This window comes from Patulibacter ginsengiterrae (assembly GCF_056269115.1).
In genome coordinates, this window is record NZ_JBWDOG010000005.1 from 146427 (window position 1) to 161309 (window position 14883).

Below are 14883 nucleotides of genomic sequence, written 5' to 3' on the forward strand. Positions count from 1 at the left end.
CCGAGCAAACCTAGCTGCTGAGCGCCACCGTCGGCGGCGTCCGTGCCGCCCGGATCGCGGGGTAGAGGCCGGCGATGCCGCCGATCAGGGTCGTCGCGCCGACGCCGGCGGCGAGGACCGGCAGCGGGATCACCGGGGTCCAGCCGTTGGCGACGGCGATCGCGGCGCTGACCCCGGCACCGAGGGCCGCGCCGGCGAAGCCGCCGAGCGTCGACAGGATCAGTGCCTCGGCGAGGAACTGCAGCCGGATGTGGCGGCGGGTCGCGCCGAGCGCCCGCCGCAGGCCGATCTCCCGTCGGCGCTCCAGCACGGAGATCACCATCGTGTTGGCGACGCCGATCCCGCCGACCAGCAGCGCGATCGAGCCCAGCGCCAGCAGCAGGCCGGTGAAGGCGTCGTCGGCCGCGTTCTTGGCGGCCAACACGTCGGACGGGCGCGAGACCTTGACGCCGCTCGGCGTCTCCGGCTGGACCGACGGCCCCAGCAGCTCGCGAACGATCGGGACGCTGGCGTCGGTCGAGCGCTCGTAGAGGGTGGTCGGACGACCGTCGAACCCGAACGAGCGTCGCGCGGCCGGGATCCCGACCAGGGCGGCCCCGTCGAGCTCCGGCGCGAGCGCGACCGGCGCGAGGATCCCGACGACCGTGGCGTTGCGACCGCCCAACCAGAGCAGGCCGCCGGTCCGGACGACCCCCAGCCGCAGAGCGGCGTCGTGGCCGAGCACGACCGTCGGGTAGCGGGCGGTGGCCGGGTTCAACCAGCGCCCCCGCGAGACGCGACCGCCGACGACGTCGAGCAGCCGCAGGTCGGCGGCCTGGACCACGATCCCGCCGGTCAGGCCCGGGTCGATCGTGCGGTTGCGGTAGATGCCCGCCTCGGTGAGGTTGCCGGTCGCCGACGCCGTCTGGACGCCCGGGATCCGGAGGACCCGCGCGACGGCGTCGGTCGGCAGCAGGACCGGCGCACCGCTGACGCTCTCGCCGGGCTCCATCGTCAGCAGGTTGGTCCCGAGCGCCGAGAGCTGGGCGTTCAACCGTTCGCGGCTGGAGGCGGAGATGCCGACGACGGCGATCATCGCGGCGATCCCGATCGCGATCCCGAGCGCGGACAGCACCGCCCGCATCGGCCGCGCGCGCAGGCCCGCGGTGCCCAGCCGGAGGACGTCGTCGGCCCGGAGGCGGGAGCGCCGCGGCCGGGGGCGGGCGGCGGATGCCACCGCGGGGGCGAGAGGACTCATGCCGGTCCTCCGGTCGGGGTGGGGTTGGGGGTCGAGGCGGTAGCGGTGGCGTCGTCGATGACGGTGTCGGAGACGAGCCGCCCGTCCTTGATCGCGATCTGGCGCGGCAGTCGCTCGGCGAGCTCGTGGTCGTGGGTGATCACGACGATCGTCGTCCCCGCTCGGTTCAGCTCGTAGAGCAGCTCGACGATGCTCTCGCCGGCGCGCGAGTCCAGGTTGCCGGTCGGCTCGTCCGCCAGCAGCAGCGGTGGTTCGCCGACCACCGCCCGCGCGATCGCGACCCGCTGGCGCTCGCCGCCGGAGAGCTGGTTGGGTCGGTGGGTCAGGCGGTGGGAGAGGCCGACCCGCTCGAGCGCGGTGCGCGCACGGCTGATCCGCTCCCGCCGCGGTCTCCCGCCGTAGAGCAGCCCGTCGGCGACGTTGTCGAGCGCGCTGAGGCCGTCGCTGAGGTGGAACTGCTGGAAGACGAAGCCGATCCGGTGAGCGCGCAGCGCCGAGAGCTCGGCGTCGGAGAGGGCCTGGACGTCGGCGCCGTCGATCAGCGCGCGGCCGGAGCTGGGCCGGTCGAGCGTGCCGACGACGTTGAGCATCGTCGACTTGCCCGACCCGCTGGGCCCGACGATCGCGACGAGCTCGCCCTCGTCGATCGTCAGCGTGACGCCGGAGAGGGCGTGGACGGGCGGATCGCCGTACTGCCGGCCGACGTCCTCGAGGCGGACGATCGCGCTCATTGCGTGGGCACGACGACGTCGAGGCCCGGGCGGACGCCCGGGCCGGAGATCTGCACGCGGCCGGCGGTGAACAGGCCGGTCCGGACCGGTAGCCGCTTGCTGGCGCCGTTCGTGGTCGGGACCTCGACGCCGAACGTCCGGTCGTCGAGCGCGACCAGGGCCTCGACCGGGACCGAGAGCACGTCGTCGTGCTCGGCGCTGACGAAGCGGACGCCGACCGCGGCGTGCCGGAACCGTGCCGCGCGCCGCTGGCGACGGAGGCTGATCGTCGTCGGGAGCACGACCGTCTTCTCGCCGCCGGTGCCCTGGGGCTGCTCGGTCGGCGACCCGACGCGCGTGACCGTGCCCTTCGTCGTGCTGCCGTCGGGGAGCGAGACCGTCACCTTCGCGCCGCGGCGGGCCAGGCGCTGGTCCTCGAGGGCGACCGCGGCGCGGACGATCGTCTGCCCCGACGACACGCTGAGGATCGGGGCGCCCTGGCCGACCTGGGCGCCGAGCGGCTTGGGGCGGCCGGCGACCTGGGATTCGCGGTCGCCGAAGACGACGGCGCCGGGCACGAGCACACCCGTGCGCGGCTGGCCCTGGGCGGACTGCCAACGCTCGATCGCGGCGGTCGTCGCGGCCCGGAACGCGTGGTCCGTGGGCCCGAAGAGGTAGCCCATCGCCTGCAGCGCCTGCTCGAGCTGCAGCACGTCGGGGCCGGCGGTCATCCCGGGCCGGAAGCCCCGCCAGGCCGGCACGGTGCCGCGCAGCAGCACCACCGGCTGGTTGTCGATCGCGTACAGCGGGGCGCCGAAGCGCAGCCGCGTGCCGACGCCCGGGAGCCAGGTGACGACGCCGGCCAGCCCGGCCGTGAGGCTCCGCTGGCCGGCCAGCCGGAGCGTGCCCGAGACGACGGTCTCCTCCTGGACCTTGCCCCGGACGACGGGCGTGGTCGAGAACGCCGACGGCGGCCGTGCGGCGGGCCTCGAGCCGCCGTCACTCGTGGCCCAGACCGCGGCGCCGGCACCGGCGACCGCGAGCACCATGGCCCCCGGCACAAGCCAACGGAGCGGCTTCGGGGTCACGGCCTTCCGCCGGCCTCGAGGCACTTGTTGAGGACCGCCGTGCTGATCTTCTCCGGGATCCTGAGCGCCGTCTCCGGGGTCGGGTCGGCGACGTCGAAGCCGGCCTTGCGCAGGCACTGCGCCGTCTTCAGGCCCGAGGCGAGCTGCTGCTTCTCCTTGCCCCGGTTGGCGATGACCGTCGGCGGGTCGCCGATCTTGGCGACGCAGACCTTGAACGCGCGGCTGTAGGCGGCGTCGTGGACGACGTCGGGCGCGCCCTTGACCGGGTCCGGGTCGCCGACCTTGATCCCCTCCGCCCGCAGGCACTTGGTGAACTTCAGCTCCCACTGGAACTGGGCGTCGCTCGAGGCGACCCCGTTGCCGGACGAGCTAGCGGACGAGCTAGCGGACGAGCTGGCGGGCGGGGACGAGGTCGACGAGGCCGGCTTGCTGTCGTCGCCTCCGCCGCAGGCGGTCAGGCCGACCGCCAGCAGCGGCGCGGCGGCGAGGGTCGCGTAGGTCAGCCAGGTACGGCGAACGGTCGTGAGCATGGTTCTCCTTCTGCCGGGGTCCGGAGGACCGGCGGCGTTCTGTGGGCCGTCGGGTGGGGACGGGACGGATGGCGCAAGCGGTCGTGGCGGGCCGTGCGAACCCGCCACGACCGCTGCGATCACCAGTCAAGCGACGGGCACGTTCGCCCAGCGTCTGCGGATCTCCAGACGTTTTCGCAACACCACCCCGGCCTACACTGGGCGCGTGTCGAACGATCAACAGAGCACGCCGTGCGGGTCCTGATCGTCGAGGACGAGCGCTTCCTGGCGGAGGCGCTCCAGACGGGGTTGCGGCGCGAGGCGATCGCGGCCGACGTCGCGCTCGACGGTGACGAGGCGCTGCGGCGGATCGCGGTCGTCGACTACGACACGGTGATCCTGGACCGCGACATCCCGGGGGTCCACGGCGACGAGATCGCCGCGATCCTGGCCCGCGAGCATCCGGCGGTGCGGATCCTGATGCTGACCGCGGCGGCGCGGCTGTCCGACAAGGTCGGCGGCTTCGAGCTCGGGGCCGACGACTACCTGACCAAGCCGTTCGCGCTGGAGGAGCTGATCGTGCGGCTGCGGTCGCTGGCCCGTCGTCCGCCCGCGGTCGCGCCGCCGGTGATGGAGTTCGCGGACCTCCAGGTCGACCCGTTCCGGCGCGAGGCCTACCGCGCCGGCCGCTACCTGAAGCTGACCCGCAAGCAGTTCGCGGTCCTGGAGCTGCTGATCCGGGCCGACGGCGGGGTAGTCAGCGCCGAGACGATGCTGGAGAAGGTCTGGGACGAGAACGCCGATCCGTTCAGCAGCGCCCCGCGGGTGACGATGTCGACCCTCCGCAAGGCCCTCGGCCCGCCGGACCTGATCGTCACGGTGACGGGGGTCGGCTATCGGCTCGGCCGGCCGGGGGACGCTGATGCGCGCTGAGGCCGCACCGGTCCCCCGTCGACGGCAGATGAGCGCCCGGCTGCGCCTGACCCTCAGCTACGCGGGGTTCCTGGTCGCCGCCGGGGCGATCGTGCTCGCCGGCGTCTACGTGGTCCTGCGCTACGTCCCGAACTACCCGCTGACGCCGCTGAACCCGGCCGACGTCGACATGAGCCGGGTCGATGCGGTCCCCGCGTCGCGCGACCACATCCTCTCGCGGCTGCTGCTGCTCTCCGGGGCGGCCCTGGCCGCCCTGGCCACGATCGGGCTCGCGGGCGGCTGGCTGCTGGCGGGCTGGATCCTGCGGCCGCTGCACGACATCAACGCGGCGGCGCGGATCGCCGCCGGCGGCCGGCTCGACCACCGGATCGCGCTGACCGGTCGGTCCGACGAGTTCGGGGAGCTGGCCGACAACTTCGACCACATGCTCGACCGGCTCCACGACGCGTTCCTGACCCAGGAGCGGTTCGCGGCCAACGCCTCCCACGAGCTGCGGACGCCGCTGGCGGTGACCGCCACGATGCTCGACGTCGCGCGGACCGATCCCGAGCCGCGCTACGACCCGCAGCTGCTCGAGCGCCTGCAGGTCACCAACACGCGGGCGATCGGGCTGACCGAGGCGCTGCTGCGCCTGGCCGACGCGAACGCGGTGACGGCGGTCTCGGCGCCGGTCGACCTGGCCACGATCGTCCGGACCGCGCTCGACGACCAGGCCCACGAGGCCGAGCGTCGGCAGGTCGCGTTCGGGGCGGAGCTGGACGCGTCGGTGACCGTCGGCGACGCCGCGCTGCTCGAGCAGCTGGTCGCCAACCTGGTCCAGAACGCGATCCGCCACAACCACCCCACGGGCGAGGCCTGGATCACCACCCGCGCGATCGCCTCCGCGTCGCGGGTGATCGTGCGGGTCGAGAACACCGGGCCTGCCTACACCGCGGAGGCGGCCGCCCAGCTGGCCGAGCCGTTCCTGCGGGGCGCGGGCCGGACCGCCGCTCCCGACGGGGAGCGCGGCTATGGGCTCGGGTTGGCGCTGGTCGCGCGGATCGTCGCCGTGCACGAGGGCGTGCTGACGATCGGGCCGCGGGACGGCGGGGGCCTGGTCGTGACGGTGGTCCTTCCCGTTCGGGCGTAGCCCGGGGCGGTCGCCCCGGGCTACGCACCAGCGGACGTCAGCCGCTATCGACCCGCGGCGCCGGCCGGGTGCCAGGCGCCGGGCGGGCAGCCGCGGGCGTCGCGGCAGACCCGAAGCTCCGTGCCGCTCACGTCGGTCCGCGAGAGCTCGCGACCGGCAGCATCGGAGGCGACGAGCGTGGTCGGCTGCCTGCGGGCGTCGGCGAGGAGCACGAACCCTCCGTGCAGATCGCTCTCGATGGTCGGCTTCCCGGTGGCGTAGCGCAGCTCGATCCGGTCGACGTCCCTGGAGGTCAGTCCCATCAGGGCGCGGCGGTCACGGGCGTCGAGCGGCACCCCACCCGCGGGCTCTCCGGTGCCGGGGAAGTCGCCCAGCCCGAGAACGACGATCTTCTGCTGCGCGAAGCGCTTGCGCCAGGCGTCGATGGTGGTGGCGATCCCGGCTCCGCTACCGATCGCGACCGACAGCTGGTCGCCGTCGCGGACGACGTAGAGGTTCGCTCCTTGGCTTCCGGCGATCAGGCGCTTCTCGCCGTCCAGGGTCGTGACCCACTCCGGTGTCTCGTCCCCGGCGGGGATCGCTCGGCCGGGTGCGCTGCTGCCGTCCCCGGAGACCCATTCGCTGAGGGTGCCGTAGAGGTCGTCGACCGCGGCGCGGGTCGCGGGCACGGCGTAGAGGCCGCTGCCCAGGATCGCGGCGGCGACCGCGGCGATCGCGAGCCGCGGGACCAGCCGATGCCGGGGGGCGGTGCGAGCGTCGCCGGCGGCCAGCGCACGCTGGACCTCGGCCTCGGTCGGTTCGAGGTCACGAGCGGGGCTCATCGCGGTGCGCAAGGCGCGGGCCCACGGATCCGTCGGATCGTGCGGGTTCGTGGTCATCGGATGGCCTCCATCTCGAGGATCAGGTCTCGTAGGGCGGGGGAACGCCGCAGGCTGCTGCGGCCGCGGGAGAGCAGGGCGTTGACGGTGCCGCGGCGGCATCCCATCGCGGCGGCGATCTCGCGATCGCTGAGGTCGCGGCCGTACCGCAACGCGAGGGCGACGCGCTGGCGCTCGGGGAGTTGCGTGAGCGCCTGCGTCAGGGCGGCACGGGCCGAGATCATCAGCTCGCGGTCGGTCTCGTTCGCTGGCTGCTCGCAGACCTCCAGCGCGAGCGCCAGCGGGACCGTTGCCCGTCCTTTCTGCGCGCGCAGTGCACGCATGGTGCGGCGGACGGCGATCTTCTGGACCCAGGCGTCGAACGCGGCAGGATCACGCAGCCGATCCAACGACTGCAGAACGTCGAGGGCGACCTCTTGGGCGACGTCCGCTGCCTCGTCACGGCTGCCGAGGATCCCGGCGGCGGTGCGCAGGGCGATGGTCATCGCTCGGCGCACCGCCTGTTCTCTCTGGAGATCGTTCATACCTACCAAGTGGGCTCCGGGGGCCCGTTTGCTTGCGCCGGATGTTCGCGGGCGCGGTTCCTGCCCGCGGGCCGTTGCGGAGGGCGGTGGCCTTCCCGGGGCCGCTGCGTCACCGGCAGTCGACCGACCGGACGGTTGATCGAGGGTCGCCGCGGGGCGCACCGCCGAGAATGAGTAGGGCAGTCTAATCTTCGGCTCCCCTAACTATCTCTGGAGACGTGGAATGCGTTCGCCGTTGCGCTGGATCAGCGCTGTACCCCTGCTGCTCGTGGCCCTGCTGGCCGCGATGCTCGCCGCCCCGCACCCAGCCCGGGCCGCACCCGTGGCGATCGAGGCTGGCGTCGGCCTCGACTGGGGCCTGAAGGAGTCCTGGCGCCGCTACATCGGCGACGCGGGGACGACCCTCTCCGGCGGCGCGACCCGCAACGACGACGGCACGTTCCGCTTCCCCGTCGCCTCCGGGACCTACGACGCCACCACCAAGGAGACCCGCCTGCAGCTGGCGGGGACGGTCGAGTTCATCGGGCACTGCGAGCCGGTGCCGTTCGTGCGCCCGTGCCTGCTGGACATGACGCTCTCCGATCCCCGGATCGAGATCTCGGAGGAGCGGGCCTCGGTCTACGCCCGGGTCGCCAGCCGGCCGATCACGGGTGGGGAGGTGACCGAGACGGAGGAGATCGAGCTCGCGTCGCTCGACGTCGAGGAGCTGGAGCCGACCGTCGCCGGCGGCACCACCAGCTGGAGCGCGCTGCCCGCGCTGCTGACCCCGAAGGGGGCGGAGGTCTTCACTTACCCGCCGAACACCGCGCTCGACCCGGTCAGCTTCTCGTACACCGGGCCGGGCGGCAAGCCCGCCGGCGAGAGCTGGACCCCGGCCGCGACGCCGGTCTACGACAGTCGCCCGCTCGGCTCCGAGCGCGGTCTGATGACGCTCCGGCCGGGGGCGTCCGCTGACGAGCTGCTCGGCGTCTACGACGGCAGCACCGGCGGGCTGACCGTGCTCGACCGCGCGACGCTGGCCCCCAAGGCGCGGGCCGGATCGGCGCTGTTCACCCCGGCCTCGGTCGCGGTCGATCCGGTCAGCGGCACGATCTTCGCCGGCGGCAGCCTGAACTACGGGCGGATCTACGCCTACACCCGCGCCGGCGCCGACCTGACCGGCGGCGTGCTCGACGCGCTGCCCGGCGAGACCAACCGCACCGTCGCCGGTGCCGGCGTCTGGGATCCGCAGGGCAACCGCTACCTCCTGACCCGCTACAGCACGCTGACGTGGGCGGATCCGGACCTCTGGGAGGTCGTCCGCGTGGGCGGCGTCTGGACCTCGCGCCGGATCGGCCCGATCGTGGCGCCCAGCGGTCGTCCGCTCGACGGCTACATCTCCTCGCTGGCGCTCGTGCAGGACGGCGGCGCGACCGCGCCGCGGCGGCTGATCGCGACCCGCAGCGTCGGGGGCCAGCCGATCCAGCTGTACGTCGACGGGGCCCGCGCCGTCGCCGAGCCGCTGCCCGAGGCAGCCGGGACCGAGGCCGTCACGCTGCGGGTCTCCAACGGCGGCGTCCACCTGATCGGTGCCGCCGGCAAGGTCTGGTTCATGCCGACGCCGTTCCTGTGGGGCACGTCGAAGCTGGAGGCGCCCGGCCCGCCGGTCACGATCCCCGGCTCGGTTCCCGACAGCGACCGGACCACGGTCGATCCGGCGACCGACACGCTCTACGTGACGGCTCGCCAGGGCACGCAGCTGGCCCGGATCGAGGCCGGCGTCCTGCGGCACCTGTTCCCGCTGCCCGACCAGCCGTTGGTCTCGTACGGCACCCAGCTGGTCGGGGTCGTCGACGGGCGGGTCGTGACCGGGGCCTGGGCCGACCAGGACCGGGCCCCGCAGTCGTACGGCTACGTCGCCAGCTCCCCCGCGTTCAGCAAGCAGCCGGCCGACGCGACGGTCGCGTTGCCGGCCGGGACGAGCACCGCGGCGGCCACGTTCTCGGTCGCCTTCGCGGGCGATCCGGCGCCGTCGGTCCGGTGGCAGTCCCGCACGCCTGGTCAGGGCGGGTGGCGTGACCTCGCCGGGGAGGCCGGCGCGCAGCTGCGGGTCGACGTCGGCGCGGCGGACACCGGGCGGCAGTACCGCGCGGTCCTGAGCAACAGCGCCGGCGAGCTGGCCAGCGCGGCGGCGCGGCTGGACGTCCAGACGCTGCCGAGCGTGGTCCTGGAGCCGACCGCGATCACGGTCGCCGAGGACTCCGACGCGATCCTGGAGGTGCTCCCGGCGGGGAACCCGTACCCCCAGATCCAGTGGCAGCAGCGGGTCGGCGGGGTCTGGACGAGCATCGAGGACGCGACGGCCGGACGGCTGGTGCTCGAGGACGCGTCGCAGGACCTCTCCGGCGGTCTCTTCCGCGCCCGGCTGCGCAACGACGTCGGCACGACCTACAGCCGCACGGTCGGCATCACCGTGACGCCGCGGGTCGGCGGTCCGGTGGACGTGACCGGGGGCTACCTCGACTGGGGCGTCAAGCAGAGCTTCCGCCGCTACATCGCCGGGCCGATCGCCCACGGCACCACCACCGTCGACGGTGGCGCGACGATCGGCGAGGGCGGGACGATCCGGTTCCCGGCCGTCGGCGGGAGCCACGAGGCCGGGGTGGGGACGACCGTCCGGCTCGGGGGCAGCGTGACCTTCGCCGGCCACGTCGACGCCCACGGGCCCGGCACCGGCCCGGCGCTGGTGCTGCGGATCGCGCATCCGAGGGTCGTGCTCGGGGCAGGCGGCGGCCGGTTGGTGGCGGACGTCACCAGCCGGCCCAACCAGCCCGGCGCGCCGGTGACGGACTACCCCGAGGTCACGATCGCGGAGCTGACGGGCGGCGGCGACGCGACGACGACCGACGGCGCCGCGCACTGGGCCGCGTTGTCGGCCACGTTGACGAGCGCCGGGGTCGATCCGTTCGCGGGGTTCTATCCCGCGGGGACGGCGCTCGATCCGCTCGTGCTGCACGCGGTCCTCGGCGGCCCGTCGACGCCGGAGGAGCCGGGAGGCCCGGTCGTCGTCCCGGTGCCGCCGGTGCCGTCGATCGCTCCGCCGCCGACGCCGTTGGCCTCCACGGCACCCGCGGCGGTGACCGTCAAGCGCGCGCCGACGGTCCAGCGCCGGACGGGCCGGCTGCGCCCCGGTCGCTCGCGGACGGTCACGATCGCCACGCTGCGCTGCCCGGACGGTCCGTGCCGGGTCGCCGCGTCGACGAAGGCGAGCGTGCGGATCGGCGGGCGACTGCACCGCGCCACGGTGCTCGCCCCGTCGAAGCTGGCGAACGGCCGCAGCGCCACGGTCCGGATCCGCCTCTCCAAGACGGCGGTCAAGCGCCTCCGCGGGCACACCGTGACGACCCGGGTCCGGGTCGTCGTCAGCTCCCCGGGGCGGCGGACGGTCGTCGTCGTCCGCCCCCGGATCGGGGCCTAGCCCGAGCTGGCCCGCCGCCCGCAGCCGGTGGCGGATCGCCCCCTCCCGTCGAGGAGGGCGGTCCGTCCCGGGGCGGCGGCTCGTCGTCACGGCCGTCCCTCGCCATCGCGCGCGTTAGCCTGGGGTCATGCCCGCCCACAGGTCACGGACCGTCACCCACGGCCGCAACATGGCCGGCGCCCGCTCCCTGATGCGGGCGTCCGGCGTCGCCGGCGCCGACATCGGCAAGAAGCCGATCATCGCCGTCGCCAACAGCTACACGCAGTTCGTGCCCGGCCACACGCACCTGGCGCCGGTCGGGACGATCGTCTCCGAGGCGATCACGGCCGCTGGCGGCATCGCCCGCGAGTTCAACACGATCGCGGTCGACGACGGGATCGCGATGGGCCACGGCGGGATGCTCTACTCGCTGCCCTCACGCGATCTGATCGCCGACAGCGTCGAGTACATGGTGAACGCGCACTGCGCCGACGCCCTGATCTGCATCTCCAACTGCGACAAGATCACCCCGGGGATGCTGAACGCCGCGCTGCGGCTGAACATCCCGGCGGTCTTCGTCTCCGGCGGCCCGATGGAGGGCGGCACCGCGACGCTCGTGGACGGCACCGTCCGCAAGCGCGTGAACCTGATCTCGGCGATCGCCGACGCGGTCGCGGACGAGGTCTCCGACGAGGACATCGCGATCCTCGAGGAGGCCGCCTGTCCGACCTGCGGGTCCTGCTCGGGCATGTTCACCGCCAACTCGATGAACTGCCTGACCGAGGCGCTCGGGCTGGCGCTGCCCGGCAACGGCTCGATCCTGGCGACGCACACCGCGCGCAAGGAGCTCTACGAGGCCGCCGGCCGCACGGTCGTCGAGATCTGCGAGCGCTACTACGCCGGCGACGACGAGTCGGTGCTCCCGCGCAACGTGGCCACGCGCGCGGCGTTCGAGAACGCGATGACGCTGGACGTCGCGATGGGCGGCTCGACCAACACCGTGCTGCACATCCTCGCCGCCGCGCAGGAGGCCGAGATGGACTTCACGATGGACGACATCGACGCGATCTCGCGGCGCGTCCCCTGCCTGACCAAGGTCGCGCCGAACGGCACGTACCTGATGGAGGACGTCCACCGCGCGGGCGGGATCCCGGCGCTGCTCGGCGAGCTGCGTCGCGGCGGGCTCCTGGACGAGGCCGTCCACACGGTGCACGCGCCGACCGTCGAGGCCTGGCTGGACGCCTGGGACATCCGTTCCGGCAAGGCGACGGACGAGGCGCTCGAGGTCTTCCACGCGGCCCCCGGCTGCAAGCGCTCGGCGACGGCGTTCTCGCAGTCCGAGCGCTGGGAGTCGCTCGACACCGACGCCGCCGACGGCTGCATCCACGACATCGAGCACGCGCACTCGAAGGACGGCGGCCTGGCGATCCTCTCGGGCAACCTCGCCGTGCGCGGCTGCGTCGTGAAGACCGCCGGCGTCGACGAGTCGATCCTGACCTTCAGCGGGCCAGCGGTCGTCGTGGAGTCGCAGGACGACGCCGTCGACGCGATCCTGAGCGACCGGATCAAGGAGGGCGACGTCGTCGTCATCCGCTACGAGGGGCCGCGCGGCGGGCCGGGCATGCAGGAGATGCTCTACCCGACCTCCTACCTCAAGGGCCGCGGTCTCGGCAAGGCGTGCGCGCTGATCACCGACGGCCGCTTCTCGGGCGGCACCTCCGGCCTGTCGATCGGGCACGTCTCGCCCGAGGCCGCCTCGGGCGGCGCGATCGCGCTGGTCGAGGACGGCGACACGATCGCCATCGACATCCCCAACCGCCGGCTGTCGCTGGAGGTCCCCGAGCAGGAGCTCGCCGAGCGCCGCGAGCGGCTCGAGGCCGGCGCCGGCTACGTCCCCGCCGCCCGCGACCGTGTCGTCTCGCCGGCCTTGCGCGCCTACGCGGCGATGGCGACCTCGGCCGACACCGGCGCGGTCCGCGACGTCAACGCGGTCGAGCGCGCGGTCGCCGCCGCGGCGACGCGCGACCCCTCGCTGTCGGGGTCCTAGGCGCCTGAGCGCGGATCGCTCGCGTTGCGGGCGATCCGCCGTCCGGCCTGCGGGGGTAGCCGCTGGAAGCAGTTGGGCACGATCCGCGAGAGCTCTCCCGCCGGGACTGGGGAACGACCGGCCAAAACATAAAAGATCTTGCTCTTTGATATTCGAGCGGTTAGCGTGCGCGCACCCCTTGCGTCCGGCGGGGAGCGCAGCGGTCCGCATTCGGGCTCGCGACCGCGTCCGCCGGCCGCCGGAGGGGCCAGAGCGTCGAAGCCCGCGCGACCTGCGAGGCGCGTCGACGTGGACCCGGAGGAGAGAGATGTTCCTGTCGATCACCCGCGCCGATCGCGTCGCGCGACGGCTTGCGCTGGCCGCGGCGGTCGTGGCCGGAGGCGGTGCCGCGGCGTCGGCCGCCGCTGCCGCCCCGCCGTCGCCGCCCCCCGTCCTGAAGCCCTGCACCCACGAGGGGGCGCCGAGCGGCGCCCGCTGCGGAAGCGTGGAGGTCCCCCTCGATCGCGCGGATCCGGGGCGGGGGACCACCCGCGTCGGCTTCGCGCTGGTCCCGCGCCGCGACGGCTCGCAGCCGTCGCTCGGCACGGTGGTGCCGAACCCGGGCGGTCCTGGCGCCCCGACGACGCAGTTCGTCGACTATGCGGAGGCGCTGGCGCCGCTGCTCGAGCGCCGGGAGCTGCTGCTCGTCGATCCGCGCGGGGTCGGGCTCTCGGAGCCGATCGCCTGCCGCGGGACGCGTGACCCGGCGGCCGGCTTCTCTCGTGCGGCGCTGGTGAGCGCGGTCGGGGCCTGCGGTCGCGAGCTCGGGCCGCGGGCCGGGCTCTACGGCTCGGCGGCGGTCGCCGACGACATCGATGCCGTTCGCGCCGCGCTCGGGCTCGACCGGCTCGACCTCTGGGGCGACTCGTACGGGACGTACCTGATGACGGTCTACGCCGCCCGGCACCCCGAGCACGTCCGCTCGGTCGTGCTCAGTGGGGCGTACCCGATCGCGTTCGACGGCTTCGGCCGCGACCGCCTCGCCGCCGGCCTGCGCGCGATCCGGTTGATCTGCGATCGCACCCGTTCCTGTGACGGTGCCGTGGTCATGCGGGACCTCGAGCGGGTCGCGTCGCAGCTGCGACGGCGACCGATCCCGTTCGCGGTGACCGCCGGCGGCCGCCGGTTCGCGACCCGGCTCGACGAGCGGGCGCTGGCGGCGGTCGTCTACGCGCAGGGTCATGCGTCGCTGTCGGCTGCGGTGCCCGCGGCGCTGGCCAGTGCCGCGGCAGGCGACGTCGCCCCGCTCCAGCGGCTGGCCGCGTCGACGATGCTCGAGTTCGCCGGCCTGACGCAGAGCGAGATCTTCCGGGCTGCGGACTTCGCGGCGGTCGTCTGTCACGACTACCCGCGGGCGTTCTCCTACGCCGACCCGCTGGCGGCGCGGCGGACGGCCTACCGGGGCGCGCTCGCGGCGGCCGATCCGTCGGCGTTCGCGCCGTTCTCGGCGGCCGGCTGGGCTGGCGCCGGCTTCGAGGGCGGCGACCTCTGCCTCGAGTGGCCGAACGATCCGACGGCGGTCGCTCCCGTCGACACCAGCGCGCCGCTGCCGGACGTGCCGGTGCTGGTGCTCTCGGGCGATCTCGACGCGAACACCCCGAGCCAGGCCGGCCGCGAGGCGGCGGCGCAGTTCCCGCACGGGATCTTCGCCGAGGTCGCGAACGTCGGGCACACGCCGACCGGCGACCCCTGCGGGGGAGCGCTGGGGATGCGCTTCGTCGAGACCCTCTCGGCCGATCCGGGCGCCTGCCGCGATACCGGCAAGCCACCGCGGGTTCCCGGGCGCTCGGCGGTCTGGGGCCGTCAGTTGCCGCTGCCGGACGCCTCGGCTCCGCGTGAGGTCCGGCGAGCCCTGGCCGTGGTCGTGGCGACCGTCGACGACCTCACCGCCCAGCGCGACGCGATCGGCGGCTGGGGCGCCGCCGACGGGCTCCGCGGCGGGCGCTACGCCGCCGCCGACGGGGGCGTGGTGACGCTGGCCGGCGTCCGGGTCGTGCGCGATGCGCGGGTCTCCGGTCGGCTGACGCTCGGCGGCGCGGGTCGGGTCGACGGCGAGCTGCGGACGTCCGGGCCGATCGCGTCCGGGCAGCTGCGGATCAGCTTCTCGCCGCGGACCGGGGTCGGGCGCGCAGCCGGTCGGGTCGGCCGGCGGGCCGTCGACGTCGACTTCCGGGTCGCCCGCGGCGGCTGAGCGACCGGCGGTCGCCGGCCCGGAGCGCGGGCCGGTGGCCGCTCCCGGCTCCGCTCGTCGCGAGCGGGGCACCACGGTCAATCATCAAAGAACAAAGAGTTTGACTTTTGACCATGCTTCGGTCTAGGGTCTCGCAACGAAGCCGTGCGACGCCGGTCGGTG

General features: G+C 74.3%; 11 protein-coding genes. 5 read left to right on the plus strand and 6 right to left on the minus strand.

All coding sequences use genetic code 11. From position 1 onward, the window contains the following. Nucleotides 1–10: 10 nt before the first annotated feature. From ACVUH9_RS09755 to ACVUH9_RS09770, 4 genes are read right to left on the minus strand one after another with little or no spacing between them, the layout of a single operon-like run. Nucleotides 11–1237 (minus strand): ABC transporter permease, encoded by a 1227-nt coding sequence (locus tag ACVUH9_RS09755; protein ID WP_475756325.1) that lies wholly within the window; start codon nt 1235–1237, stop codon nt 11–13. Further along, nucleotides 1234–1968, minus strand: a complete 735-nt coding sequence (locus ACVUH9_RS09760) for an ABC transporter ATP-binding protein (protein ID WP_475756326.1) — start codon at nt 1966–1968, stop codon at nt 1234–1236. Before ACVUH9_RS09760 ends, ACVUH9_RS09755 begins: the two co-directional genes overlap by 4 nt. Further along, complete coding sequence (locus ACVUH9_RS09765; protein ID WP_475756327.1) at nt 1965–2996, minus strand: peptidoglycan-binding protein; 1032 nt, start codon at nt 2994–2996, stop codon at nt 1965–1967. The genes ACVUH9_RS09760 and ACVUH9_RS09765 overlap by 4 nt, the downstream gene beginning before the upstream one ends. Before the next feature lie 35 nt (nt 2997–3031). Continuing rightward, nucleotides 3032–3565: a hypothetical protein gene (locus ACVUH9_RS09770; protein WP_475756329.1), complete on the minus strand. Its 534-nt coding sequence runs from the start codon at nt 3563–3565 to the stop codon at nt 3032–3034. A 231-nt stretch (nt 3566–3796) separates the two neighbouring features. On the opposite strand from ACVUH9_RS09770, the gene ACVUH9_RS09775 reads away from it, so the two are divergent. Next, a complete protein-coding gene (locus tag ACVUH9_RS09775) occupies nt 3797–4477 on the plus strand; it encodes a response regulator transcription factor (RefSeq protein ID WP_475756331.1) in 681 nt (226 codons plus the stop codon). Between the two features lie 28 nt (nt 4478–4505). Further along, a complete protein-coding gene (locus tag ACVUH9_RS09780; RefSeq protein WP_475756333.1) occupies nt 4506–5606 on the plus strand; it encodes a sensor histidine kinase in 1101 nt (366 codons plus the stop codon). Between the two features lie 44 nt (nt 5607–5650). Here ACVUH9_RS09780 and ACVUH9_RS09785 read toward each other — a convergent pair whose 3' ends face one another. Next, the gene (locus tag ACVUH9_RS09785) at nt 5651–6484 is read right to left on the minus strand and encodes a hypothetical protein (protein WP_475756335.1); all 834 of its coding nucleotides are present in this window, start codon (nt 6482–6484) and stop codon (nt 5651–5653) included. After that, a complete protein-coding gene (locus ACVUH9_RS09790; RefSeq protein ID WP_475756336.1) occupies nt 6481–7008 on the minus strand; it encodes an RNA polymerase sigma factor in 528 nt (175 codons plus the stop codon). Before ACVUH9_RS09790 ends, ACVUH9_RS09785 begins: the two co-directional genes overlap by 4 nt. 223 nt (nt 7009–7231) lie before the next feature. Here ACVUH9_RS09790 and ACVUH9_RS09795 point away from each other — a divergent pair, with 223 nt between their 5' ends. From ACVUH9_RS09795 to ACVUH9_RS09805, 3 genes are all read left to right on the plus strand, one after another. Continuing rightward, nucleotides 7232–10465, plus strand: a complete 3234-nt coding sequence (locus tag ACVUH9_RS09795) for an HtaA domain-containing protein (protein WP_475756338.1) — start codon at nt 7232–7234, stop codon at nt 10463–10465. A gap of 127 nt (nt 10466–10592) precedes the next feature. Then, complete coding sequence (ilvD, locus tag ACVUH9_RS09800; protein ID WP_475756339.1) at nt 10593–12491, plus strand: dihydroxy-acid dehydratase; 1899 nt, start codon at nt 10593–10595, stop codon at nt 12489–12491. A gap of 307 nt (nt 12492–12798) precedes the next feature. Then, entirely contained in the window at nt 12799–14721 is a 1923-nt protein-coding gene (locus ACVUH9_RS09805; RefSeq protein WP_475756341.1) for an alpha/beta hydrolase, read from the plus strand. The last annotated feature ends 162 nt before the right edge of the window (nt 14722–14883 follow it).